This window comes from Tildeniella sp. (assembly GCF_059505325.1).
On sequence record NZ_JCACKI010000043.1, the window covers coordinates 18,119 to 42,278 of the forward strand.

28 protein-coding genes are annotated in these 24,160 nt (G+C 49.8%); 18 read left to right on the forward strand and 10 right to left on the reverse strand.

All coding sequences use genetic code 11. From position 1 onward, the window contains the following. The first annotated feature begins 97 nt into the window (after window positions 1-97). The 3 genes from AC5JO6_RS15650 (at window position 98) to AC5JO6_RS15660 (ending at window position 1,832) form a co-directional block, all read left to right on the forward strand. Window positions 98-469 carry a hypothetical protein gene (locus AC5JO6_RS15650; RefSeq protein WP_496081996.1) on the forward strand — a complete coding sequence of 124 codons (372 nt, stop codon included), beginning with the start codon at window positions 98-100 and terminating at the stop codon, window positions 467-469. Between the two features lie 5 nt (window positions 470-474). Next, window positions 475-1,284, forward strand: a complete 810-nt coding sequence (locus AC5JO6_RS15655) for an endonuclease domain-containing protein (RefSeq protein WP_496081997.1) — start codon at window positions 475-477, stop codon at window positions 1,282-1,284. A 185-nt stretch (window positions 1,285-1,469) separates the two neighbouring features. Next, window positions 1,470-1,832, forward strand: coding sequence for a hypothetical protein (locus tag AC5JO6_RS15660; RefSeq protein WP_496081998.1), 363 nt, complete (start codon window positions 1,470-1,472; stop codon window positions 1,830-1,832). A gap of 17 nt (window positions 1,833-1,849) precedes the next feature. Here the strand turns inward: AC5JO6_RS15660 and AC5JO6_RS15665 are convergent, their stop codons facing one another. Further along, on the reverse strand, window positions 1,850-2,071 hold the full coding sequence (locus AC5JO6_RS15665) for a hypothetical protein (RefSeq protein ID WP_496081999.1): 222 nt from the start codon (window positions 2,069-2,071) through the stop codon (window positions 1,850-1,852). A gap of 265 nt (window positions 2,072-2,336) precedes the next feature. Between AC5JO6_RS15665 and AC5JO6_RS15670 the strand changes: the two genes are divergently transcribed. Then, entirely contained in the window at window positions 2,337-2,906 is a 570-nt protein-coding gene (locus AC5JO6_RS15670) for a tyrosine-type recombinase/integrase (protein WP_496082000.1), read from the forward strand. Window positions 2,907-2,991: 85 nt separating this feature from the next. After that, window positions 2,992-3,372, forward strand: coding sequence for a cupin domain-containing protein (locus AC5JO6_RS15675; protein ID WP_496082001.1), 381 nt, complete (start codon window positions 2,992-2,994; stop codon window positions 3,370-3,372). Between the two features lie 6 nt (window positions 3,373-3,378). On the opposite strand, the gene AC5JO6_RS15680 is transcribed toward AC5JO6_RS15675, so the two are convergent. Both AC5JO6_RS15680 and AC5JO6_RS15685 read right to left on the reverse strand, forming a co-directional pair. Continuing rightward, window positions 3,379-3,945, reverse strand: a complete 567-nt coding sequence (locus AC5JO6_RS15680) for a hypothetical protein (RefSeq protein ID WP_496082002.1) — start codon at window positions 3,943-3,945, stop codon at window positions 3,379-3,381. A 70-nt stretch (window positions 3,946-4,015) separates the two neighbouring features. After that, entirely contained in the window at window positions 4,016-4,237 is a 222-nt protein-coding gene (locus tag AC5JO6_RS15685) for a hypothetical protein (protein ID WP_496082003.1), read from the reverse strand. A 105-nt stretch (window positions 4,238-4,342) separates the two neighbouring features. Between AC5JO6_RS15685 and AC5JO6_RS15690 the strand changes: the two genes are divergently transcribed. Together AC5JO6_RS15690 and AC5JO6_RS15695 are read left to right on the forward strand one after the other, a co-directional pair. Beyond that, the gene (locus tag AC5JO6_RS15690) at window positions 4,343-4,504 is read left to right on the forward strand and encodes a hypothetical protein (protein ID WP_496072391.1); all 162 of its coding nucleotides are present in this window, start codon (window positions 4,343-4,345) and stop codon (window positions 4,502-4,504) included. A gap of 352 nt (window positions 4,505-4,856) precedes the next feature. After that, window positions 4,857-5,192: a hypothetical protein gene (locus AC5JO6_RS15695; protein ID WP_496082004.1), complete on the forward strand. Its 336-nt coding sequence runs from the start codon at window positions 4,857-4,859 to the stop codon at window positions 5,190-5,192. Between the two features lie 71 nt (window positions 5,193-5,263). On the opposite strand, the gene AC5JO6_RS15700 is transcribed toward AC5JO6_RS15695, so the two are convergent. The 3 genes from AC5JO6_RS15700 to AC5JO6_RS15710 form a co-directional block, all read right to left on the reverse strand. Further along, window positions 5,264-5,386, reverse strand: coding sequence for a hypothetical protein (locus tag AC5JO6_RS15700; protein ID WP_496082005.1), 123 nt, complete (start codon window positions 5,384-5,386; stop codon window positions 5,264-5,266). A gap of 173 nt (window positions 5,387-5,559) precedes the next feature. Then, window positions 5,560-8,691: a HEAT repeat domain-containing protein gene (locus AC5JO6_RS15705; RefSeq protein ID WP_496082006.1), complete on the reverse strand. Its 3,132-nt coding sequence runs from the start codon at window positions 8,689-8,691 to the stop codon at window positions 5,560-5,562. 805 nt (window positions 8,692-9,496) lie between these two features. Beyond that, window positions 9,497-9,631 (reverse strand): hypothetical protein, encoded by a 135-nt coding sequence (locus AC5JO6_RS15710; RefSeq protein ID WP_496082007.1) that lies wholly within the window; start codon window positions 9,629-9,631, stop codon window positions 9,497-9,499. A gap of 124 nt (window positions 9,632-9,755) precedes the next feature. On the opposite strand from AC5JO6_RS15710, the gene AC5JO6_RS15715 reads away from it, so the two are divergent. The 8 genes from AC5JO6_RS15715 (at window position 9,756) to AC5JO6_RS15750 (ending at window position 13,575) form a co-directional block, all read left to right on the forward strand. After that, on the forward strand, window positions 9,756-10,178 hold the full coding sequence (locus AC5JO6_RS15715; RefSeq protein ID WP_496082008.1) for a hypothetical protein: 423 nt from the start codon (window positions 9,756-9,758) through the stop codon (window positions 10,176-10,178). A gap of 86 nt (window positions 10,179-10,264) precedes the next feature. Beyond that, complete coding sequence (locus AC5JO6_RS15720) at window positions 10,265-10,531, forward strand: hypothetical protein (RefSeq protein ID WP_496082009.1); 267 nt, start codon at window positions 10,265-10,267, stop codon at window positions 10,529-10,531. 101 nt (window positions 10,532-10,632) lie between these two features. Beyond that, entirely contained in the window at window positions 10,633-10,803 is a 171-nt protein-coding gene (locus tag AC5JO6_RS15725) for a hypothetical protein (RefSeq protein WP_496082010.1), read from the forward strand. A gap of 49 nt (window positions 10,804-10,852) precedes the next feature. Further along, a complete protein-coding gene (locus tag AC5JO6_RS15730; RefSeq protein WP_496082011.1) occupies window positions 10,853-11,716 on the forward strand; it encodes an ATP-binding protein in 864 nt (287 codons plus the stop codon). Between the two features lie 24 nt (window positions 11,717-11,740). Next, a complete protein-coding gene (locus tag AC5JO6_RS15735; protein WP_496082012.1) occupies window positions 11,741-12,040 on the forward strand; it encodes a hypothetical protein in 300 nt (99 codons plus the stop codon). 176 nt (window positions 12,041-12,216) lie between these two features. Next, the gene (locus AC5JO6_RS15740) at window positions 12,217-12,810 is read left to right on the forward strand and encodes a Uma2 family endonuclease (RefSeq protein WP_496082013.1); all 594 of its coding nucleotides are present in this window, start codon (window positions 12,217-12,219) and stop codon (window positions 12,808-12,810) included. A 109-nt stretch (window positions 12,811-12,919) separates the two neighbouring features. Continuing rightward, the gene (locus AC5JO6_RS15745) at window positions 12,920-13,171 is read left to right on the forward strand and encodes a hypothetical protein (RefSeq protein WP_496082014.1); all 252 of its coding nucleotides are present in this window, start codon (window positions 12,920-12,922) and stop codon (window positions 13,169-13,171) included. Beyond that, window positions 13,168-13,575, forward strand: coding sequence for a type II toxin-antitoxin system VapC family toxin (locus tag AC5JO6_RS15750; protein WP_496082015.1), 408 nt, complete (start codon window positions 13,168-13,170; stop codon window positions 13,573-13,575). Before AC5JO6_RS15745 ends, AC5JO6_RS15750 begins: the two co-directional genes overlap by 4 nt. A gap of 124 nt (window positions 13,576-13,699) precedes the next feature. Here the strand turns inward: AC5JO6_RS15750 and AC5JO6_RS15755 are convergent, their stop codons facing one another. Genes AC5JO6_RS15755 through AC5JO6_RS15765 form a run of 3 tightly spaced genes read right to left on the reverse strand, consistent with a single transcriptional unit; the run spans window position 13,700 to window position 21,189 of the window. Next, complete coding sequence (locus tag AC5JO6_RS15755) at window positions 13,700-19,351, reverse strand: WD40 domain-containing protein (protein WP_496082016.1); 5,652 nt, start codon at window positions 19,349-19,351, stop codon at window positions 13,700-13,702. Continuing rightward, complete coding sequence (locus tag AC5JO6_RS15760) at window positions 19,348-20,700, reverse strand: ATP-binding protein (protein ID WP_496082017.1); 1,353 nt, start codon at window positions 20,698-20,700, stop codon at window positions 19,348-19,350. The genes AC5JO6_RS15755 and AC5JO6_RS15760 overlap by 4 nt, the downstream gene beginning before the upstream one ends. Window positions 20,701-20,742: 42 nt before the next feature. Then, window positions 20,743-21,189: a helix-turn-helix transcriptional regulator gene (locus AC5JO6_RS15765; protein ID WP_496082018.1), complete on the reverse strand. Its 447-nt coding sequence runs from the start codon at window positions 21,187-21,189 to the stop codon at window positions 20,743-20,745. Between the two features lie 125 nt (window positions 21,190-21,314). Between AC5JO6_RS15765 and AC5JO6_RS15770 the strand changes: the two genes are divergently transcribed. From AC5JO6_RS15770 to AC5JO6_RS15780, 3 genes are read left to right on the forward strand one after another with little or no spacing between them, the layout of a single operon-like run. Then, window positions 21,315-21,479: a ribbon-helix-helix domain-containing protein gene (locus AC5JO6_RS15770; protein WP_496067938.1), complete on the forward strand. Its 165-nt coding sequence runs from the start codon at window positions 21,315-21,317 to the stop codon at window positions 21,477-21,479. Window positions 21,480-21,535: 56 nt separating this feature from the next. Beyond that, window positions 21,536-22,510, forward strand: a complete 975-nt coding sequence (locus AC5JO6_RS15775) for a hypothetical protein (protein WP_496082019.1) — start codon at window positions 21,536-21,538, stop codon at window positions 22,508-22,510. Further along, a complete protein-coding gene (locus AC5JO6_RS15780; protein WP_496082020.1) occupies window positions 22,507-22,797 on the forward strand; it encodes a helix-turn-helix domain-containing protein in 291 nt (96 codons plus the stop codon). Before AC5JO6_RS15775 ends, AC5JO6_RS15780 begins: the two co-directional genes overlap by 4 nt. Here AC5JO6_RS15780 and AC5JO6_RS15785 read toward each other — a convergent pair. After that, window positions 22,774-23,940 (reverse strand): tyrosine-type recombinase/integrase, encoded by a 1,167-nt coding sequence (locus AC5JO6_RS15785; protein WP_496082021.1) that lies wholly within the window; start codon window positions 23,938-23,940, stop codon window positions 22,774-22,776. The two genes, AC5JO6_RS15780 and AC5JO6_RS15785, sit on opposite strands and share 24 nt — an antisense overlap. Window positions 23,941-24,160 lie beyond the last annotated feature (220 nt).

A 24,160-nucleotide genomic window follows, 5' to 3' on the forward strand; every position in this document is an offset into this window, starting at 1 on the left:
AACCCGTCGTGCCCAAGATTCTTCAACCAAAACTTTTTCCTACGAGTGCATCTTCAAACAAGTCAAAAAGTGATGTGTTGAATGTGAGAAACCAACGATGAAAAAGTGGATGGCTGCGATCGCAGGGCTAACAGTTGGAGCAAACCTATTACCAGGAATCACCCTGGCTCAGGAAGTGCCAGCCACATTGAGACAGGGAATGCCCTACGCCCAGGCGCGAAAGATTTTGCTAGAAGCTGGATGGCAAGCCGTTGAGTTTTCCCCCAATCGGGAACGATTTAGTCCAATGGATTACATCATCAACCAGCTTGGCTACAACGAAGTAGAAGACTGCTCTGGCACTGGCATGGGCTACTGTCGGTTCAGCTTTGCTGATGCAAACGGTCGGAAGTTGGCTGTAGTTACGGTGAATAATCAGCGGGGTCAACAGCCTAAACTTCAGCGTTGGTGGATTGATACCGGAAAGTAAAACCCATGAATCCGATTGAAAACAATGGGGCTACTATCGATTTTGATCTTGGAGGCGAGCAGGGTAGCACCAAGAGCAATGCCATTGTTGCGATCGGGGGGAAATTACCTCATTCGTTTCGAGTCCAAACTAGAAAGCTCGTTGATGTCATCATGGCTTTCAGCCCTCAAGCTAGGCAGCTAGAGGGAAAACAACGGCAAAAGTTTAGGAAAACCATTAGCCAGAAGCTTTACAACAAAACTCGTCCTGGCTTCTACTTTGAAGCCAAAGAAACCCTGCATCTGGCATACGCAGGGCAACCAGGCGGAGCGAACACTCAGCATCACTGGCACATCTTTTGTACCGATGAACTGAAGCCATACATCGAAACCATTTTGGCAGGAACAGCCCTAACAACCACCCCTCCTGCCTCTGAAGAAAGCACCACAGGTGGAAACTACTTCAAAGAATGGGGTGGTCTATACCTACGTTCAGAGGCAGAGGTGAAAATTGCCGAAGCCCTCGATCAAACTGGAATTCTATTTTTTGCTAATGCTCGTGGTCGAGTGGGATTGCAAAGCACTCTGGTCAGCGGTAGTCAGCTAACTGGACGAGTGGAAGCCGATTTTATGGCGTTTTATCAGGGTCGATGCCTCATCCTGGAAGTGGACGGGGGGCATCACATGGAGGGAGCGCAAACGATTCGAGACTACGCCCGCGATCGTGTCTTACTTCGTTCTGGAGTGCCCACCGTTCGCTTCACGGCTAAAGATTGCATGATTCGCCCTCGTGAAGTGGTCTCAGAGTTCTTATCAATTTTGATGCAGAAAGACTGAAGTGAAATTGCCACACCTGAAGTGCCTAGTCCAGAACAGGTATTTAATTTGCTATGCAAGCTTCGACGTTGCTATGACCTTCTACCCTTTATCGATGTAAACCCTTGTCCTGTTACCCAACCTGGCTTGTTGTAATGGGAAGAAGCGATCGCAGTGACTACACTAACTAGAGAAGCTCGATACTTATGAAAATGCGTTTTGTCGGTTTGATGGGGACTACCCTCGCGCTGCTCCTGCAATTGCCTGCCCATGCTGTTAACTGGAAGATGCTAGCAAACTGCTATTTCATTGGTGCAGATGGAAAGCAACAGATTGATGATGTTTGTCAGATTGAAGGTGGTAGTGGGCAAGGAATGGAGGGCTTTACAATTTCCTGGAAAGATGGCGTGAAAACGAAGGTTTCAGGCAACTTTGTCACGGGGCAAAACTATCAAGTGGATGGACGACCTGCTGTAATGAAACGAGTGAACAATGTGACTGTCTTACGAACTTACAGCGGTAACGTCATTATCTTCCACAAAATACGAGAATTGCGCCCTCGTGATTGATCGCCCTCCTTTCCACCTCAAACCAGCTTCACCAGCTTCTGATACTGACGTTCCAACGCCGCCACGCGCTTATTCAGCGAGGTAACCGAATTCACATCGACCTGTCCCAAATATTGGGCGATCGCCTCCTGCACGACTTCACTTTCACTCTTCCCCGTCTCATTACAGATCGACTGAATTTGATCCTTCCAGCTATGAGGCACCCTCGCCCCCACCATCGGCTTTTGACCCTTGCTCATGATTTCCCTGCAAACCTGGTTAGCGCTTCACTGGTAGAGTGCCCAGGCGGTTGCGATCGTGCTCAGTGGCAAACTCTGTTAACCCAGTTGACCCTCATGGAGTCACCGCTACAGCACTTTGTCTAATTCTCAATAGATAGGGGTACTGTCGCAATAAGCAGCTCAAAAAATGCCTAAATTTCGGGTGCCACGCAAGAATGCGGGTTTCAGCCTCCAAAACTGTCCGTAAATGAGCTATTTTACGGACAGTTGTGCAAGTCATTCCATGTCTACGCTTGGACGAAAGAAAAATCTGGCTTACCGCAGTCGAGAGTATTTGACCCCAGCAGAAGTGAAACGGTTAATCGAAGCCGCTGGAGAACGAGGACGCTACAGATTGCGCGATCGCACTCTGCTCTTAATGTTGTTCCGGCATGGGCTACGAGCGGGAGAAGCATGTCTCTTGCGCTGGGATGCGGTGATGTTTGATGCCCGGACGATCAACATCACGCGGCTGAAGAAGAGTGAAAGTGGTATCCATCGGCTGCAAGAGGATGAGATCCAGGCGCTCTGGGAGCTGCAAAGCCAGGGCAAGAGTAGCTATGTGTTTGCCAATGAGCGGGGAGACCATCTGAGTACCGGGGCGATTGCCAAGATTGTGGAGCGCTCCGGTGAGGTGGCAGCACTACCGCTCTCGGTGCATCCGCACATGCTGCGCCATGCCTGCGGGTATTATCTGGCAGAACAGGGGCTACCCACCAGAGACATTCAGGCGTATTTGGGACACAAGAACATTCAGCACACGGTCAGGTATACAGCTGCGAATCCCACCCGGTACGATCGCATCGTCTGGTAACGCGATTGCAGGTTAGCAGGTTAGCGTATTGAACGCTGGCATCAGTGCGGCTGGATAGGAGGGAAGAGGAAGCGGGGGACAGAAAATGCCAAAGACCACTATCACCTACTGGAATCCGTTAAGTGCAGCTCACAAGGGACAATGGCAACCGCTCAAGGGGCTGGAAAACGTGGCAGAGGAACTGACGTTGAGCCGGGATGAAACGACTGGTGAATATACCCGTTTGACGCGGTTTTATCCTGGTGCCGATACGACTCCTTATGGCGGCAAATGCCATCCTTACCCAGAAGAGATTTTTGTAGTGAGCGGTCGGCTGTATGACGAAGCCTTTGATCTGTGGCTAGAGAGCGGTCATTATGCCAGTAGACCACCGGGTGAGTTACACGGACCCTTCAAAACGGACATTGGCTGCGTTGTGCTGGAAGTCTCCTTTCCCAACCGCACTGAGGAAGCGGGCGTGGCGTAGACGCTCCTAAGTTGTCGCTTTGGCGATTTTCCAGGCAGACTCAATCCCATTTCTGCCCTGGCGCGTGCAGGTGAAGCCGTAGCGATGAACCATCTGCCCTGTAAGCGTTTTCAACCCCAGCAGTGGCGCAAGTTGGCTGGAGGAGAGTAACCAGCCGCGTTGTGCCGCTTCATCAAGAGTACGTAGGTTAGCCAGTGGGTCAGTCGGCTTAAGGTCGGTTAGCTTTTCAGCGATCGCTTCTACAACCAGCGCCAGAGCAAGGGACTGATCCCCCTTACGGCTCAACGGCAGGGTGGCTACACTGCCCTGTGTCCTATAGGACGATTCAGCGTGTCCTGTAGGACGGTAGGACAGTTGCCCGTCATGTTGAAAATCGGCAATGGTGCCGCCCGCCTTGAGATGTCGGTCGAGCGCATCCATCAACCGTAGCTGGTCAGCATTGAGATAGGCTTTGCCTCCCTGCTTCTCCGGTTCTATACCCAAACCTGATAGACGGTTATAGACATTAGAGCGGGCAACCTCATAGCGATCACTCAGGCTGCTGACGGGAATTAAGTCGAGTTCAGTAGGCATCGTACTGTCTCATGTCTTTTCCTAATTTAAGACAAGCTAGCTCAAAATCTCCCAAAACAGGCAGGTTTCGCTAGTGATCCTGTGTCCTGTCCTGTTGTCCTGTAGTGTCCTGTCCTGTAAACGTATAACCTCTTGCCTTCAGCGCTTCTTCAAGTAAAAGTTCCACCATCTGAGATTTAGAACGCCGTTCAGCAGCCATTTCCTTCTCAATGGCTTGATTAATCTCCTCACCAACATAAGCGTTGAGCTTGGGCTTATTCGTCGCCACAGAACCATTTGTTGACATCGCCATCGATCGTACTCCTTCTGCGTTATTTTGCTCTATCCTTATCTAAAGTAACGCACCGTAGACATTAGTGCGTTACTATTTGAAAAGTCCTGCTACCAGTGAGGTTCTATGTGGTCAGTCGTGTTCCATGCTCCCAATAACGTCCGCCGAACGCTGTTCAAAAGTGAGCAACGAGGCGAGGCAGAAGCCAGCAAACAACGGTATGAACGGCTCATTAGTGCTGAGTTCAAGTTAGAAGTTGTGTTTGAGGAGGTAGAATCGGCGGCTTAAAAATGTCCAAGCAAGACCAGGGCTATGTGACAGCAAATCTTTAGCCCTGATATGCACCTGAACCGGGAGAATTCCGTATCCCTGTTGGTAGTGAATACAATGCACCTGCACAACCATTAGCGCGAAGTGCCGACAAAATGCTGCAAGACCCAGAAAACGTCAGGGACGAGCCGAGAGATATCTATGCTCATTCCCCGGAAGAGGCACAAGCCCAATGCGAAAGGATTGCGGCGATTAGAAGTGTTGGCGGTACGATCGTTACCTGCCTCGGTTGTAAGAAAATGACTTTAGGCAGCAGTGGCAGAGCGGCGAGATATTCGTGTACCCTTCGAGTAGAGACAAGGAGCGAGTTATGAAGCATGACTTTCATCCACTGAAGACTGAGGCGGGAGAGTTCAGAGTGGCACTGAATCTGACTGCTCTGGGCGATCGCGCCTGGGAAGTCCTCTCATTCTCACAACAGCTAGGGTTTGAGGCACCACAATTCAAAACCTATGTTGATGGCGTAGGCTCCCCTGAGACATGGGCTGTCATCTTGCAACAGTCCTACCGCTACGATGCTGATCCGCGTCTGGTGGTAGACCCCTGGGACGAGCAATTGCATGAGCTTTGGCAAGCCTGTGAACCGGATGCTTGCCTGAAAGTGCAGATTGCTGCAAACCTTGAAGAATGCCGCCTGACAGCCTAGATAAAGCAAACTCTACTATGAGGTGATCGCTATGAGGGCGATCGCCTTTTTCCTGTCCTATGTCCTGTAGGTCAGTTGCAGGCACTCAGTAGGGAAAGGAGTGCGATCGCCAGTACAACCAGCGGCAACGCTTCAAAGTGTCCCTGGTAATACCCAGTGTCAAGGGCAGCATCAATAGCAGTAAAGTCTTCCATAGCAAAAATCCAGTCCAAAGACCGGGCAGTAACATTAGGTGCATCTACATGAGACTGACTTAGAGTGCCTAACTAGCAATATTGGCGATCAAACATCACTTCAGCCGACTAACGCCATTAGATTCAAGCCTAATACAGGTATGTGCTCTAGCCAAAGCATTAGCCAAAAGAATCTACTTCTTTTGCTTTTCCCATTGCTCAAGCTGTTGCTGTGCCCATTCTCGCAGTTGCTCATCAGGGTCGTTGATAGCGCGATCTCTCAGTAGTTCGAGGGTTTTGGGATGGGTGGAATATTGGGTGAGAAGTGCTTCTAGTGCTTCTTGACGAGGGGAAGGCGACAGAAGCGCTTTCTGTTGGGATAGCTCATTCTGAGCAACATAACAGAGCAACTCAAATACTCCAGGAAGTTGGCTAAAATTTTTCCCAATTGCTACTGCTACCCATTGCACATCTGCGTGGTTGTTCCGTCGAATTAGGTCTTGAAGCCAAGGCATGGTTTGTGGATCATTTCCGTAATTTTCTACGATTGCCCCTACTGCTGCCACTCGTAGAAACGGACTGTCATTTTCTACGAGATTACGAAGCCAGAGGATTACCTGAGAGTCACTTCGGTAATGTCTAGCGATTGCCCTCACTGCTTCTCCCCGAACATCAGGATGGTCAGCCTGTTGCACAAGGTCTTGAAGCCAAAGCAAAGTTTGTGGATCATCTCGATAAAAGTTGGCAATTCCTTCCACTGCTATTGATCGCACAAAAGCAGTGGGAGATTGTTGTAAGTAACTGGATAGCCAAGCTGCACTATCTTCATAGTTACTGGAGACAGCTTGATTATTTTGCTTCACAAAATCGCGTAACATGGAAATAACTTGAGAATTTTGGTAATGCTCCATGATTGCTGATAATGCTGAGGCTTGTATGAACTGATCTTTACCTCGTTGCATACAATCTTGGAGCCAGGTTAAAGTTTTTGGGTCCTCTGAATAGTATTTAGCAATTGCGCTTGCTGCTTCTAGTTTTACTTCAAACTGGTTGTTGTAATTTAGAAAACAATCTTGAAGCCAGGGTAAAACTTGTGGCTCATAACTGTAATGTTCAGCAATTGCGCTGAAAACAGCTTTGAGTCCAATCCTACTCAACTGAAAATTGGGTTTTTCTTGAATTAAGTGTTTGAGAGCGTATAAAAGTTGCATGGAAACCGATGAAAGCGAACTTTGAGATCTCACCTCTCCAAAGCATCTGGTTGCCAGCAGTAAGTTCCAAATTCCTCCTCTGTTAACCTTAAAATCTTCATCTAAAAATTTTGCTTCATCTATTTTTATCGTCACCAAAAACTTGATCAAATCCCCTGCAAATGTGGCATCAATCATGCCACAGATAAGTTGTAATACTTCACGCCAGGCTTCGTCTTGCCAATGTTGACCGAAGACCTCATCGCGCAATTGTTCAAAGGTGATGATGCGCTGTTTCTCAAAGCGATTTACAATTTCAACCGCACAGAAATATTCTAAAAAGGTGCGATGGACAAAGCCGTAGGTGTCAGCTCCCCGATCGCATAGAATAAAGTTGCGATGGCGTAGCTGATCGATGAGTTTGTTGGCTTTTTCGCGGGGTTCGTTAAAGCCTTGGTCGCGCAAATAGTCGGTGAGGATGCAGGTCAGGCGATCAGCGCTAATTAGATTTCCCTTCAGCCCATCCTCGCCTGCCTGCATCTCATAGGCGATTGCCCGCAGCAGTTCCTGTTTCTCCCGCCGCCCGATCGTGTCCATCGGCAATTGCAACCGCTTGTGATCCACATCCCAGTGGTAGAGGAGTACCCGTGAAGCCTGATCGTAGAGATCTGCCCGATCGCGCGGTAATTCCTGCCGTCGATTCAAGATTGCCATCATCGTCAGTAGCAGAGGATTATCTGCCAGATTCTGGATGGCTTTAGAATTGGCGATCGCGTCCTTTAACCGCTGGACTAAGCGAGGTTTGTCCGGGTCGTTAAGCAGGGCGAGGGTATACCAGCGATCAATAAACTCATGAATCTCGTCAGTGTCTAGAGGTTGAAGCGTGAAATGTTTGAACTCTGCGTGTTGGAGTCGCTCTGGGCTGTAGCCAACGATCCGGGAGGTAACCAGCACCTTTGCTTGGGGGTACTGCTGGGCAAAGCGGATGATGTCATCAGTGACCGTAGATTGAGTAGCGCGATCAAACACCTCATCCAGCCCGTCAAACATCACCAGAGTCGGATGCTCCAATAGGTACTGATGCAACTGTTGCTGGTCAAACTGCCAATCAGCACCCCGTCCTTTGTGCAGGAATTCCAAAAACCCGTTTGCGTGGGCGATGGCATACTCTCGCAACTCAATCAGTAACGGTAACATCTCAGTTTTGCCCTCTACCCACTCCAGGGCGAGATACTGTAATAGGCTAGATTTCCCAGCCCCCGGATCACCCAGGATGACAGCCCGTGGAGAAGCGGCGATCGCCTCAAAGGCTTTCCGTGAAGGTTGCTGGAAATACTCCCGCCGATAGTGCTCCAACGACTCAGGCGAAAGATCTGCCTCCAGTTGCCCCTGTTCTTGCAATTGACGTTTCAGATCCAGGGGCAAGTCATACCGCATCGGCGGCAACGCTTCCCGTACCGTCTGCTCGATGAACATCTGCCATAACCTGATCGCATCAACCCGATCGGTACTGTCGAGAGTGTAAAGCTTCAGATAGCCATAACTGGTTTGCAGGCTTTCCCGATACTTAGCAACATCAAAGCCTGGAGAAACTTGAGCCGTGTTGCGGGCAATGTCTTCCAGTAGTTCTGTTTCTAGGAGCGCTTTTAGTTCTGGAGTCTCACGCACCAGTCGTCGTACTCTTCTCAAGTACTCATTGCCAATATGCGCCCAGTCAAACCCTTCTGGTAAAGTCGGAAACGGTTGCCCTTTGAAGGTCGATCGCTGCCAGAGAGTGGCTAGGGCTGCCACGTCGATCGCTCGACAGTCTTTCTCAAAAGCACTTCCCAGGATGGGCTTGACCGTCTCATCTTTCACAAACTGCACCATTGGCTGGTCGTAGCGATCGCGGATCTCAGCTTTGGCGATGTCCTGGTCTTCGAGTTCATCCACCACCAACAGTAAAAACGCTTGCACCGCTGCCGCTGCTGCCTTCCTCGCCACCTCCGGTTTCGCTGCCAGCATCCCGCCCTTGAGACAGCCCTTGAAAAAGTCTTTCACGTAGTCCTCAGCCGCCGCTTGTCCTAGCTTGAGGACTTGCTCAAACACCACTTTTCCCAGTTCTGCTGCGCCGATCGTGGCTAACCATTCCAACATACTGACCGCTCAGGTGTGACTCCTGCTTGCATCTTAATCCTCCACAAGCGCTTTGTCCTGTAGGACGGTCACAGGTTGTCTCATAGGACGCTTTCTGCCAGATGTGCGATCGCTTTCTCGCTCATGTGTCGTGCCTAGTCACATCATTCCTCCTGATCCGAACCAGTGGCTGAAGCTTATAACCTCGCCGACCTCCGCGAAGCGCCGAGGGCTTTAGGAAGAGCACCGCTTTCCGTTGGTCAGCCGTGCGGGAGCCAGGAAGCCAAACTACTTTCAAAAAAGTTTCTTGCCTTCTAATTAAGAAATTCCACCACAAAAGCTACTTTCTGTTAGGAACATCGGAAGTCTAAAAAGCGGTAAGAGATTGCTCGTTCGTGTCTCGCTACCTCCATCAGCAGCGCTTCGCACTATTTCAAGAGATAGCAGCCCCTCACAGGGTTATCTGCATCTAGTGAAAGTTTTAATCCTCAGCCATCGCGTAGGAAGAAGAAAGCAGGATTCTGGAGCAAACCCGGAGATGAACATATAGAGAAAATGCCCCGGCTCGGTCTAGCTGTCAAGAGGTTTTTTACGATTTTCCATGCCTCGTTTTTATACCATAATTAGTATGGTTGAGCTTGTTTTCTACCTATGCCCTTGCTTTGTCCTTTTACCTTTCCCTCTGGCTCATGGTGCCGTCCAGCTTCTCATCGGTCTGGTTGCGTAGTGCTATGGCTCCCAGCTAGCGCAGCCTTGCCCTGTGGTTTTGCTCTCTGGTTGCACTCCTCCGGCGGTTCGTTGTTAGCTTCAGCTCCCTGTGGTGGTTCTACGGCTGTGCTGCTGTCCTGTCCGCTAGTGTGGTTGTCGTCTGCGTTGCTGTCTGCCGTGCCTCGTCCAGTGGCTCACGGGTCACGCACGGCTGGGTCGTTACTGCCCTGGTAGTCAGTTTAGGCTGTGTCACCACTGCCCTTCTGCTAGATCAGAGGGGCTTTTTCTTGTGTAAAGAAATGATGAAATCATACTAGAATTGGTATACTAACTAGGCTATTTTGATATACTAATTTTAGTAGAGTTTGGTTTCTCGCATGGTCACAGCTTTCAATCTCATCTATTCCGTTTCTGCCATTCGTCGCCTGTTGGGTCTAGCGGTTGGCGTTTCTATTCGCATTCAAAAGTTCTTCTACGTCATTTGGGTTCATGTGGCTGGTCGCCGCCCCACGTTCATCAGCAAGTCAGCATTCAAGGCTCATTTTGTTGAGCATCGCAAGGCAGCAGCAAAGGCGCTAACCGTGACTAAGAGCGTCTTTCAGGGGCATATCTACAGCGTTCGCAACGAGAGCAAAGGCACTGCCTATCAAATCAACATTGGCTCTGGTCAGCCTATCTGCTCTTGCGATGACTTCAACAATCAGATCCAGTTTCTCAACGGTCTAGCCTGCTGCAAACACGCCTATGCAGTGCTAGGGCATCTCGGTTATGGCTCATTACGCGAGTATTTAGCTCGTTAGCTTCCTGCCCTGGGTATGGCGCAAAACTACCCCCCTAGCGCGAACTAGGGAGGCTTTCCACCCAGAACATAGATGGAGATTTAATTATGTCACCTCAAGATTTACAAGCACTAGAGCAACGCGATCGCACTCAGCAACAGATAGCGGAAGAGCGCCACTTAGACGGTTGCAACGATGCAGGGTTTGGGAAACTGCCTCAGTACCAGGATGAGGCTTATCTTGGCGGCTACCTTGCCACGATTCGGACGTTGCCCACCGATAGCGACGGTAGGATTCAGCACTACAGCCATTATCAGCACTTTGCTTTCGGGTATGTGGATAGCCCCGACCCCGACCACCGCGACGAATTGTAAGGGGTGTGGCAGATGGTTTATTGATAACCGCTAACTCAATGGCTGGGGCAGTGCCAAAAACTGCCCAGTGAGAACTTTTAACCCTTTTGCTCATACGAACTATGCACAACTATCTCTACAAAGGTTTTCTAGTCGAAATTTGTGAGCTTCCTAATGAGTTATGGGAAGCGATTGTGAATGAGGGGAATAACCGCATTACGGTCACTCAAACAGCCATGAGTCAGGAGGAAGCAGAGTTTTACGCAGAAGAGCTAATCGAATCCTGGAACTAAGAATCTGACCTGAGCAAGTCTTCAAAAAGGCTCACTGCACATTTCTCTAGTGAGTACTCCAATGTTTCAAAAAGCGACCAAAATTCAATCACGCTTGCGTCTTGCCTTGTCCGGTGCCAGTGGCTCAGGCAAAACTTATTCAGCCTTGGCGATCGCTTCCCATTTGGGGCAGTCAATCGCAGTCATCGACTCCGAAAGAGGATCTGCCAGTAAGTACGCCGATCGCTTCAATTTCGATGTCTGCAACTTGACCGACTTTCACCCCTCTCGCTACGTGGAGGCAATCAAAGCAGCCGATGCAGCAGGCTATGACGTGATTATCATTGATTCGCTCTCTCATGCCTGGTTCGCAGAGCTTGATATGGCAGGCGGTAACTTTAGCAATTGGGCAAAAATCAAGCCTCTGGAACGTGCCCTAGTCGATGCGATGCTCAGTAGCAGTGCCCATCTGATTGGGACAATGCGGAGCAAGACTGAATGGATTATGACTACAACGACCAACAAAAGCGGTAAGGAGACTCTATCACCTACAAAGGTTGGTACTGCCCCTATGCAAGCGGCAGGTATCGAATACGAGTTTGATTTAGCTGGAGAACTTAACAGCGATCACGTTCTCAACATCTCAAAATCTCGGTGTCCCGGCTTGAGCAACACAACTCACCTTAATCCTGGTCGAGAGTTGGCTGAACTGCTCCTAATGTGGCTCACAGATGGCGTTGAAATGCCAGAAACCGGACAATCAAAACGCGATCGGGTAAAGGCGGCAAGGACAGCGATCGGCTTAGATGTCGAATCAGTGAAAGTGCTGCTAAAAAATCGTTTCGAGGTTGCAGACCCGATGCAGTTATCGTCTCAGCAAGTCAATGAACTCATTGATGAGCTTGCAAAGATGGCGGCTCACACTCACAGTTAAGAGCAGGATTAAACTAAGATGGCTATGCTGTTCTGCCTTGACTTCATGGAGACAACAAGCGCTAACGCCATACTGGAAGCCATCAAAGCCCGTGCAGTTGCTAAATGGGGTGAGAAGAAATGGATAGCCGAATTAGTACGGGAATATGTTGAGATTAGTAAGGCTAATGGCGATCAGGTCGCCACTACGGTCAATCGCCGCCCTCAAGTTGAGCGAGCATTTAAGGTGGGGAGCTGCACCCTGGATACCGCGATCGCGTTGGCTGCTGCGGTCGGCTGTCGGTTTCAGATGGCTTGTACGAGTGTCGAGGTTGTAGACCTGTAGCCAGCCGAAAAAGATCGATCGCCAGCGTAGTCTGCCTCCCTGGCAAAGAATGTACGCTTAAAGGAGCGGTCAGCATTGATAGCATAGTGATAGGAAGCATATCAGCTATAACGGTTCCCAAGGGCGTTGGTGATGCTTTTAGAGATGCTGTGTGAACGTAGCGAGAGAGGTGAACGATGACGATTGCAACGGCACCCCAAACAACTGATCAACGGATTGTGCTGTCAGGACGTTCCTGGGAGCAATTCAAGCTGATTCAGCAGGGGCTTGAGGACTCCCCAGGTACTCGCTTGTTCTATTACGACGGTACGATCGAGATTCTTATGCCGGGACGTGACCATGAAGTGTTCAAAAGCATCATTGCCTTACTGTTAGGCATCTACTTTGAAGAGCATGGCATTGAGTTTGAGCCCACTGGTTCGATGACGCAGGAACGGGAAGGAACCGCATCGGCTCAGGCAGATGAATCTTACTGCATCGGAGCATCCAAGCCTGTTCCAGACCTGTCAATCGAAGTCGTCTTTACCAGCGGTGGATCCAGCAAATTGCAGCGCTATCAGGCATTAGGCGTACCGGAGGTGTGGTTCTGGCAGGATGGGGTGTTTACGCTGTATCGCTTGCGTGGAAATGGGTACGATCAGGTTAACCGCAGTGAGATTCCTGAATTGACAGGGCTTGACGTTGAGTTGCTGACCCGCTGTGTGTTGATGGGTGAGACTTCTAGACTGGAGGCAATGCGCGAGTTCCGTAAAGGAATTCAGGCAGGATAAGAGAGCATGACCAATGCAAAGGCTGACAAAAGGCTGAACGTCAACCTGGATTGAAGTCCTCAATATTGTTCTAGACTCAGATATTTTTGATCATTACTTCAACTCAACTATGCAACGTATTACTCTCCGCTCTCATGTTGGATCAGATGGTGTTCTGCACCTGCAAGTCCCAGACGACCTGAAGGATCAGGATGTCAGTATTACGATTCAGCCCATTCCTGCCAATTTGGACAGGAAGCTGGGTGTAGAGTTGGGCTGGCCCGAAGGTTTTTTTGCCGAGACTGCGGGCGCTTTCGCGGATGATGACTCATTTGTTCGCCAGCCTCAGGGAGAGTATGAAGCGCGAGTGCTTCTGGAATGATCTATTTACTAGACACCAATGCCTGCATTGTCTACTTACGCGGACAGAATGCAGGGCTTATTCGCAGGCTGGCAGCATTACCTCCCAGCGATATCGCGCTCTGCTCCATTGTCAAAACAGAGTTGTTTTACGGAGCGATGTTGAGCCGCGATCCAACCCGTAGTCTCCGCATCCAGCAAGCATTTGTGGCGCAATTTGTGTCTCTACCGTTTGATGATCAGGTAGCGCTCATCTGCGGTCGTATCCGAGGTCAGCTTGCGACTCAAGGAATTCCCATTGGTCCCTATGATGTTCAGATTGCGGCGATCGCGATCGCCCATCATCTGACGCTCGTTACCCACAATACTCGTGAGTTTAGCCGGGTTGAGGCGTTGCAGATGGAAGATTGGGAGTTAGAGACATAGGAGCGGCGATCGTGCCTTTCTCGCAGGCACAATTGCTAAATTTAAACTCTACCGGGCATACGGTAAGACGAGAAACGAAAAGGTGCGATCGTTTTTAGAGGAGGTTGCAGAGTTCTAGTTCAATCTATTTTTGAGTGCTAACGTCATCGCAGAGAGTTCGATCGCTCTTTTCAAGATTGCTGCTGGTCCTCAAATAAGCACGAGCTTTGGTGCAGGCTTCTACAAGAAGAGTGTCCAGGCTCATATTCCATAGAACTAACCCATCACTATCAGTAGCAACGGCGATCGTTAGACCATCTGGGCTAAGCCTTGCGTCAAGAGCTGATAAGGTGCTGTTTACAGTTTCAGAATCAGAAATACTTTGTAGAAGCGTGCCATCTATACTCCAGAATTTAACGGTTCCATCACTGCTACTAGAGATAAGTTTCTTCCCATCAGGGCTGAAGTAGGCAGAACTTACGTTGCTGCTGTGCCCCTTAAGCGTTCTAAGTTCACGCCCATTTAAGTCCCAAAGCTTAACAGTATTATCCCAACTAGCTGAGGCAATCAGTTTACCATCGGGACTAAAACTAACTTGGCTGACCCAGCTAGAATGCTTACTCATCGTGTGAATTACTATGCCATCCAGATTCCGAAGTTTTACAGTCCGATCCCTACTGGCAGAGGCAATCAATTTGCTATCAGGGCTAAAGCTGATGCCATATACTTCATCCGCCTCCACAAAAGTTTGTAGATTTTTTCCATCCAGGTTCCAAAGCTTAATTGTTTTGTCTCCACTCGCTGAAGCAATCAGTTTGCCATTTGGACTGAAACTGACATCGTAAACTACATCATCATGCCCTACGAGGGTTTGCAATACCTTTCCCTGTGCATCCCACAGCTTAATCGTGCCATCTCGACTAGCTGAAGCCAACAACGCGCCATCGGGGCTAAAGCTAACAGCCGTTATACTATCACTATGCCCTCTCAATGTCTGAAGTTCTTTTCGCTCAAGATTCCACAGCTTAATGGTACTATCCTCTCCTGCTGAAGCAATGGTTCTACCATCGGGGCTGAAACTGGCGCGGTTCACAGCAGTATGCCTACGATACTTCTGCTCTGGAAAAGTCTGGAGCAACACGCCATTAAGCTTCCAGAGCTTAACCAAATGGTCATCTCCGCCAGAAACAAGAGTCTGCCCATCGGAGCTGAAGTTGGCACTGAGAACTCCATCGCTAGAATGTCCCCGAAATGTGTGAATTACTTTGCCATCAAGGCTGAAAAGACGGATGGTACCGTTTCCACAGGCGGCAATAATGGATTTTCCATCTGGGCTGAAACGAGCTGTTGTAATCCAATCGTCAAATTCTATGGTTTTAAGCCATTTCAACGAACCATCAACCGTCCAGAGTCTTACAGTTTTATCGGAACTGCCCGAAACGAGTAATTTCCCATCCGGGCTGAAACTGGCGCTATGAAGTGCATCAGTATGTCCCTTGAAGGTTGTCAGCAAATCGCCATCCAGATTCCACAGCTTAACCGTCTTATCGGCACTAGCTGAGGCAATCAGGCTACCATCAGGGCTGAAACTGACACCCAATATTACATCCGTGTGTCCCTTAAATGTTTTTAGCATATCTCCATTAAGATTCCACAGCTTAACCGTCTTATCGGCACTAGCTGAGGCAATCAGGCTACCATCAGGGCTAAAACTGACACCCCAGACAGAGCCAGTATGTCCCGTGAGAGTTTTGAGTTCTTTCCCATCCAGATTCCACAACTTAATCGAGTTGTCTGAACTGCCTACTGCGATCGTCTTCCCATCTGGGCTGAAACTGATGCCATTGATCCAACCGTCATAGCCTCCAAACGTCTTTAGTCCCTTCCCAGAAACCTTCCACAGCTTCATAGTCCCATCCCTACTACCTGAGGCAATCGTTGTGCCATCCGGGCTAAGATTTGCGCTGGAAACGATATCTGTGTGCCCTCTGATGGGGTAGAAGTTCTTTGAATCAACGGTCCATTGCTTAATAGCTCTGTCATCGCTTGCTGAAATGATCGTCTTAGCATCCGGGCTAAAAACTATATCGTTGATTTGGTCACTATGCCCCTTAAAAGTCTGGAGTTCCTCTCCAAAGAGGTTCCATAGTTTAATAGTTTTATCAGCACTGGTTGAAGCAATTGTCCTGCCATCTGGGCTGAAAATAGCTGCTTGAACAGCCTGACTATGTCCGCTGAAGGTTTGCGGTTCTTTACCGTCAAGACTCCAAAGTTTGATGGTCTTGTCATGACTCGCTGAAACAAGCAGCTTACTGTTCGGGCTGAATCGGACAGTCACAATCCCAAACGTATGACTTTTCAGGGTTCGCTGTTCTTTTCCATCAAGACTCCAGAGCTTAATCGTTTTGTCGTCACTAGCTGAAGCAATCGTTTTCCCATCAGGGCTAAAGCTAACATCAGTAACAGCATCAGTATGTCCCCTAAGCGTTTTAAGTTCCTTGCCGTTGTTGATACTCCAGAGCTTAATCGTTTTGTCCACACTGGCTGAGGCAAGCATCTTCCCGTCTGGACTGAAGCTTAACCCATATACCCACTCGGTGTGTCCCTTGAAGAGCCGTCGTCTTTCTCCGCTAAGCTCCCAAAGTGCAATTGTGTTCTCTTTATCTGCCGCAGCAAGCAATTGACCATCTGGACTAAATTGGATGCCACTGAAGCGGGAATTCTTGTTGTCTTTGCCTTGTTGTAACGTCCTTAACTCTTTCCCATCACTACTCCATAGCTTGATGGTATTATCCTTACCGATTGAGGCAATGGTTTTACCATTTGGACTGATACTAATGCTAGAAACACCGCTACCATGTCCTTCCAGGCTATTTAATTCTTTAACGCCGTGAATTGCCTGTTGCAAAGAGGTGATAACCTTCATTCGAGTATCTGGGTTCACGTCCAACGATCCCTTCAATTGTTTCCCAGCTTTGATGCTGATTATCAAGGCATCAAAGTTTCGATTGGCATTAAATAACGATCCTGAGGATTGGGCAAGAGCGTCTAATTTGGCATCGGCTGCGTTGAAGGCGAATTTGATTCCCAGCCCGATCGCCAAAACTGTCAGCACTCCCATAATGCCTCCTGCAATCCGGGAGTCTCGCAATTTTCGCTTGAGAACCTGATTTAACTCCTCCTTGCTGCGCTTCAGTGCCTCGACAAGATCTGCCTTCTGCTTCTGCCGGATAAACGCCGCGAGGTAGTCGTGCACCAGTTGGTAACGATCTTGAGGGGCTTCTGGAAGCAACACCACTAACCCAGATTTCACAATGATCGTCAGCACTAGATCCAGGGAAGTGGTTGTCTCTGCCAGCACTTCTAGTACCTGCAATTCCTTCTCTAACTCCACTCTGGTTTTAAGAGGACGGGTATCCTTTTCGTCAGTCAGCAGGTATAGCACCAGTTCTGCTAACTGCTGATTTTCAGCGCCACAGTCGGCAATCACTTCCGAGAGGTAGCGATCGACCAATGTTTCCTTGGGTTTGCTGCCCAATGCCTGGTATTGAGGCAGGGTCGTAACCATATCTGCCTGCAACTGTGCCCCTACCACTTGAAGCTCGATCGGGCGCACCTCCCCTAAATCACCCGCCAGATCGACTACCAGTTGATCGACTAATGCTGGCTCCAGGTAAAAGTGAGCACGATTTGTCAGACTATGAATAATTGCCCTCGTGTCTTCAAGCGAGAAATTGCCCAAACTATAGAGCACATTACGGCTCAAAACATCAATGCCAGTTTTAGGCTCTTTCACTGTTGCCAACAAACGATTAAATTCCAGCAGCAAGTGTAGGTAGTCCTCACGAAGCGACAGGAACACTTTGATTGACAAAATCTGCAAACATTTGACCAGGAAGTCAAAGAACGGTTTACGGTCTTCTGGTTTGGGATAGGTGAAAAAGAACTCTTCAAACTGATCGAAGATCAGCACCGTTCGCAGGTTGCGTTGATCGAGTTGCCGCAATTGGGCGAGTAAGGTTTGAATGCTGCTTTCTAAGGTTTGAATGTCTGCTGCTGCCTGATCCCCCAACCTCTCACTCAGTAGCCTTTCTAACTCATTCACCCATTGGGTATACACTCGCATCACGATCGGCACATTATCGCGTGCGGCAATTGGCTTCTGTAGCGCTGGTATTAGTCCTGCATTGACCAGTGAACTCTTGCCCACTCCGGAGCTACCGTGAATCACAATCAAGCGATATTCCCGTAATTCCACCCGTTCGATCAGTCGCTCCAAATCCCGTTGCCGTCCAGCCGCCGCGATTTCGGGAGCAACCATGCCTTCTGTTGGTGCCTGAAACTCTGTTACCACCGCTTGCCGCTGCGGTCGCAATCGTCCAGCGCCCACAAATGCCCGAATCCCATACTGTTGCTCAATCGATAAACGCTCTTGTTTTGCCTGAAATGCCTCTACGTAATCCTTCTGCTCAAAGTGCAGTTCCCGCAGTTTCCGCAAAATTTGGATGGCAATTTTCGGATAACCGCGATCGCTCACGTCCCTAGCATTTGCTTCTTCCAGGTGAGCGATCGCTGTTTTAGGGTCTCTCAATTGCTGCTCTGCTTGTGCCAAAAACAATCGATAGAGTCCTCGTAACCAGTTTCGATCGTCTGGTTCGCCTGCTAGCTCCGTTAGTGCCTGGTTCGCTGCCTCCCGTGCTGCTGCCCACTGCTGCCGTTCCAGCAGGGCTCGTGCCAGGAAGCCGTAATCTTGAGAGAGGCGTGTCTGGTTCCTGTAGACCTTATGCAGTTCCAGACCCTTTCTAGCAGCACTCTCTAGTTCATTCCACGCCTGCAATTTCTGCAACACCCGTTCCAGTTGAGGAATGCAAAGCGCTACCAGGTCGAGACGATCCGCCTGCTCAAACCGGGCGATCGCCTGCTGCAACGTTTGCCGAATGGGTTCCCAGTCCGGGGGCTGCTGCGATGCAGTCTCCGCGATCGCAACCTTGGCACGCCCAATATGCATCAGCAGCAAGCCAACTTTCAGGCTAGGCAGTTCGTCCTCTCCCCTCTTCTCTTCTTCCTGCCAAAATCGTAAGCTCTGCTCAAAGAACACCAATGCCTCAGTTAGATTTGTGGCATTTAAGCCTTTCGCAAAATCTAGGCTGGCTTGCAGGCTTAGATCGAGAGTCTCTCCCTGAAGTTGGAGATCTTGCATAGCAGACCGCACTTCTGAAGGTTGCAGAAATCCTAAGTCAAGGGTTTGCCGCCATGCATCGAAGGATGTGTGAGCTACTGGAGCTAATAAGGTAGTGAAGAGATGATCTGCGGCTTGCTTTAGTGATCGTGTGAGGGCTTCTAGCGGTAGTGTAAAGTGCGTTTTGGTTGACCAGCTTTCCAGATCAGGAGCGGCATGAACTAACCCCTTCATCACGTCATCCGTCACCCACAGCACGATCGGGAACGAACAGTTTTTGCGAAACTCCTCCCGCACTTGATTAGCGTTGGATAGCAGTTGCGCTAGGTCAGCCACCGTCTCCAAGCCAAACACCATCAACGCACCGGGTTGTTCTCCCTTGAGTTCACTCTGAATCCGGGTATAAAGTGCTGTTTCTGAGGGCTGCAACACCATGACCCGGATCACCACAAAGCAAATCTGCCGCAGATGTTCCACCAACTCGTCCCGCAAGCGAGCATAGTTGCAACGCGCGAGCATCAGCGAAAACTGTCCCTCTGCCGACTCAAGTTCCCAGGCAAGATCCTCCAGTTCCGACTGGTTATGCACAATCAACGCTTGCGAGGGGAGATCGCTCATACCTGCAACTCACTTGCTCCCAGCAAAATGGGATTGACTGTGAACCAGGAACCATCGCTGTCACGGTACTCAAAGACCAGCCGCCGTCGAATCAAGGTTTGGTAGCCCAAATCAGGACCGACCCGCCGCGACTGGTGCACTTGCCGCAAAAGTTCCCATTCCTCTTTAGCAATGGTCATGGTCGTATCATTGTGGCTGGCACGAATGAGCCTCTCCAGTACATCACCCGCTAGCGGCAGTTGCTTCCCTTTGGCAATCCATTCACTCAAGAGTCGCAGTAGATCCCGGACGTGCCCACCACAAATGCGGCACAGCCGATCGAGACTCTCTACACTGTCAAACACCTCTGTGATCTGGCTGAACCGCTCCTCATGGCTGAGTTCTGGAAATGCTCTCGCCAGCACCATCTGACGCAATAGGTTCATACCTGTCTCACAGTCACTGCCGTCTCGATACTGCACTGGCACCATCGGCAGCATCTTGGGTTCTTCCCCAAACCACTGCTTCAGCGTCTCGTAATCGGGCGAGAATTTGAGTGCCAGCGGCATGGTGTACACCACATGACAGTGTAAGCCGAGCAAACACTCGTTTTGGTCGATAAACAGGTACTCCTGCTGCGATCGACTGGCTGACTTCTGACGGTTATCAATCCGATCCAGGTTGTCGATAATCACGACCAAACCCTTTTTGCCCGTTTGCTGAAGTTGGGCGATCGCGGGTGCAATCAACTCCTGGTTAATCGTCTCCAGCAGCTTATTCTTTTGAGGACCCAGGAACTGATTCAGCTTCTCCCGCAAACCCTGATCATTCTTGGCAGTTACAGTCAGCTCGGCAATGCCAGCCGATAGAGAAACCTCTCGCTTGGTGGTGTCCACCCCCACTTTGCCACCAAAAAGACTCGCGCCTGCCTTCACCTCTACTTCGGTCATGAGCACTTTCTTGGTGGCATCCAGTAACCCTCGAAAGCCAGTGGCTTGAGGACTGAGTTGAATGTTTTCCAGGCTCTCACTAATCCGACGCGCGATCGCTAAGAGCACATCACTAATATCAACATCTGCCATTTCCAGATCATCACTCGATACAAAGTAGACCACATGGAAACCGTCATCCTCTAGTTCCGCTTTCAGCCGCAGCAGTTCCGTTGATTTACCACACCCAATATGCCCCGTGAACAAGGCACAGGTCGGCACATCAAAGAAATCAACAATGTTGCCTTTCAGCTCCTCGATAACTTCGCTGCCTCGCACTGAAGCAAAGTCAATGTAGTATTTTTTGTCTTCAGGGTTTTTAAACACCAGCGTCTTACTGGGGTCACACGCTCTGCGAAATTTAGCTCGATCAAGACTCATAACGCGTTTCTCTCTGATCAACTGCGAGGCGGGCAACTCTCTTTATTCTTCTCGAAGCTTATTTAATTCAGAACTTTCTGTTTTCTGCGGCAACTCCAACCTGATTCGCGGCTCCTCCTTCCCCGCCACCTTCTCCCGCTTCACCACGGGCGGTGCATCCTTCGCCGTATCCAACCGATCCGCCATCACCCGCATTACCTGGGCAAAATCCCGCGATGGCATCACCTCAACTCGATCCAGGATGTCCTTGCTCGTTAGTCCCCGATTTCGCCCATACAGGTAAGCGACAAAGTCCTCAACCAGCATCCCCCGCCTCCGGGCAAGCTTCTCTAGATTCTCCAGGTTCGGCAAATTCTTGCCGTTCTCCCACGATTGCACCGTCGATTGCGACACATCTAGTAGTTGGGCAAATTCACGCTGGGACAACTCACCCCTTGCCTCCAACGTTGCAGCCGCTAATCGTTTCAGTACGTTTTCGTCCACAAACACCGCAACGAACCCTCACTCTAAGGAAACACAGAATTAACTCTCACACAATCAAATGATTGCTTAATCATGTATTATCCTATTGAATGATAGTTCGTTCAAAAGCGAACATAGTTTTGTTCAAAGCCATGAGCCAATCCTCTCTGCCTAAGCAACGCGAAAACGTCACGATTCGCATGAACCCTGACTTAAAGGAGCAACTACAGATCAAAGCGATTAAAGAGCGGTGTCACCTCTCCGACCTCATTGAACAAGCTGCCCTTCTCTACCTAGAACAACAAAAGCCTGCATAGGAAAAATGCCCCATCTACAGCCAGCAGCGGGGCATCTACTTGTACTTATCTGCATCATGACAAATTCAGCTCCGCATTCTGAAGCATCAGGGATACAAAAGCCTCCCCAGTTCGTGCAGATTCCCAAAGAGCTGATTCGGTATGCCCGAACTTTAAAGCTGACGGGAACTCAATACGACCTCTGGCTTTACCTCTGGGAACTTGACCCCTATGGCGATCGCTGGGTAGACATTCCCCCACCTGTCGAAATTGCCGCTCTGCTGTCCGTAGACCCTCGCACCGTGCAAAGAGCCGCCCGCCGACTAGAAGACTGCGACCTGTTTGACTTCCAGATTGAGCGCTGGAAGTGCCGCAATACAACCATTTCAGTCAAAACCCGCGATCATTCTACGGGCAAAGAGATCCGCCTTCCGACAAAACGATCCAAAGGGCGACAGAACGATCCCGTTGCCACCAACCAGATCTCCCTGCCATCAACGGGATCAAACGATCCAAATGAGGAGCTAAGACCTTTGCAGGCAGAGGGTTCTGAGCCTCCTCATACTCTTCATACTGATCCACACTCTCTCATACATGCGAGAGAGAGACAGGCAGAAAGAACAGGAAAAAACAGTCAATTTTTACTCAACGAAGATTTTCTGCCAGCCTTCCGAGAGTGGTTACTAGACCGAGCCAAACAACTACCGCAATATCCAGCTCTCATCGAGCAGTGGGTCGAAATACAGGCAACCGTTGAAGCGAACCAAAAAGACTTTCTCAACCACCTCGAATCCAAAAAGGGGGTAAACGTTCCGCCGCCCGTTCCAGATCGCTTTCAAATTGAAATGGCGTGTGCTCAAGCGGTACTCAATGGTGATCGGGCTTGGGCACTCGGCAAACTACGGCAGCTCTGGGCTGAAGGCTGGACTGATTTAGTCCAAGACCTTTGCAAACTCTACCAGGAATGGGGTTTCATCATCACCAACAGCGGTGTGGAGGATAGGCAAGACCAGAGCACTCAAGCGTCAAGCAATAGAGGTGAAGCATCGTGACCGCTATCCGGTTTGAATTTATCGACAAGCACGAAGCCGCCGCACTTCTCAAAGTTCACCCTGGCACCCTCAACCGATATCGTCAGGAAGGGAAACTGATTGAGGGCGTTCACTATACCCGCCTCAGTTCCCAGACCATTCGGTACAACAAAGCCTTATTAGAAGACTGGGTCATCAACCGTGACGACCCAGCAGCCCACCGTCGAGCGATCGAAGTCTACCTGGCTTCCCTCTTAGGCAACCAGTCTAAGAAGAAGAACCAATCAAGTACCAATCAATTCCGGTAGTTTCGGTCTTCCCTGAACATTGCCCGCGTAATCTCGAAAGAGCGTTTGAATCTCGTGTCCGGTCATCTCTGCAATCATCGCCGGGTTCAGTCCCATATCCAGCGCATGAGAGATCAAGGTGCTGCGGGTGGTGTAAGGCTTACGGTACTCTACCTCCACCTTAGACAGTACCGCTTTCCAGGCACGGTTCCTAAAGTTGTGATCGTCGATCGCCCGACCTTTAGGAGACGGGAACACCAAATCATCCGGCTTTGCATCGGCAGGCTTTCGACTGAGAAGCATTGCTTGTAGTCTCGGAGTCAGAGATACAAACCTGGCTCGATTGTTCTTCACCTCTTTCCGATGCCCCCGGCTCAGACTCTCTCCAATCCAAACCACGGAGCAATCATGGTTGAGATGTACCCACCGCAGCCCGATCGCTTCGCCTGTTCGACAGCCCGTTGATAGCAGAAACTCTACGTAGCCTGAATAATGCGCGTAGTAGCGATCGCTCCTGAAACCCTCCAGAATTTTCTCAATTTCCGCCTTGGTAAACGGTTTTGCCTTCTGGCGGGGCGGCACCTTCACTGTCTTTAGAACGTCCACCCACAGATTGTTATCCACCAGCTTCTGCTTCATTCCCCATTCCCAGCAGGCGCGCATCAAGGTAATCCGCTCGTGTAGGGTAATGGGTGCGATTCGCTTCGCTAACCAGACTTTGAACGCCTCAGCTTCAGTCTCCCTTAGAGCGATCGCTGCTTTACCCCTAAAGAACTGATTGATATAGCCCAGCAGTGCCGTGTACTTTGCCAGCGTCTGTTTGTAAACCTGCTTCGTTTTGTAGCTGATGAATTTCTCAAACAATGCCGCTACTGTAATGTGGTCGCTGATGGGGCGCTCCGGTTTGTACTTCACCAACGTGCGATCGAAGTTCCCTGTCGCAATATCACCCTCAATCTGCTTCGCCTTCCCCTCCGCCACAGTTCGATTGGTCTTGCCCTCTGGCAGTTCCAAATACAGAAAGTACCGCTTACTTTGATAGCTCCAACACAAACGCAGTCGTCCTTTGAATGCCTGCACTGCAACCGTCCCCTTCGGAGATTTCTTGCGCCTCCCTAATTGAGATAACGGTTTGGGCGATTTCGATATATCAGCTCTGACCACATACCCTCCTGAAAGGTCGCTATCAGTGGAATTCAGTATCGCAATCGTATCTCAATCAATGCTTGAAACCGTGTCAGGATGTGTAAGGTTGAGATACCTTATTGAGAATGGTGACTCTAGACCCGGCTTTCTTTAAAACGCAAAAACCCGCTACTAGAGCGGGTTTTATGCCATCGGAGCGGCGAGATTCGAACTCACGACCCCTACTACCCCAAAGTAG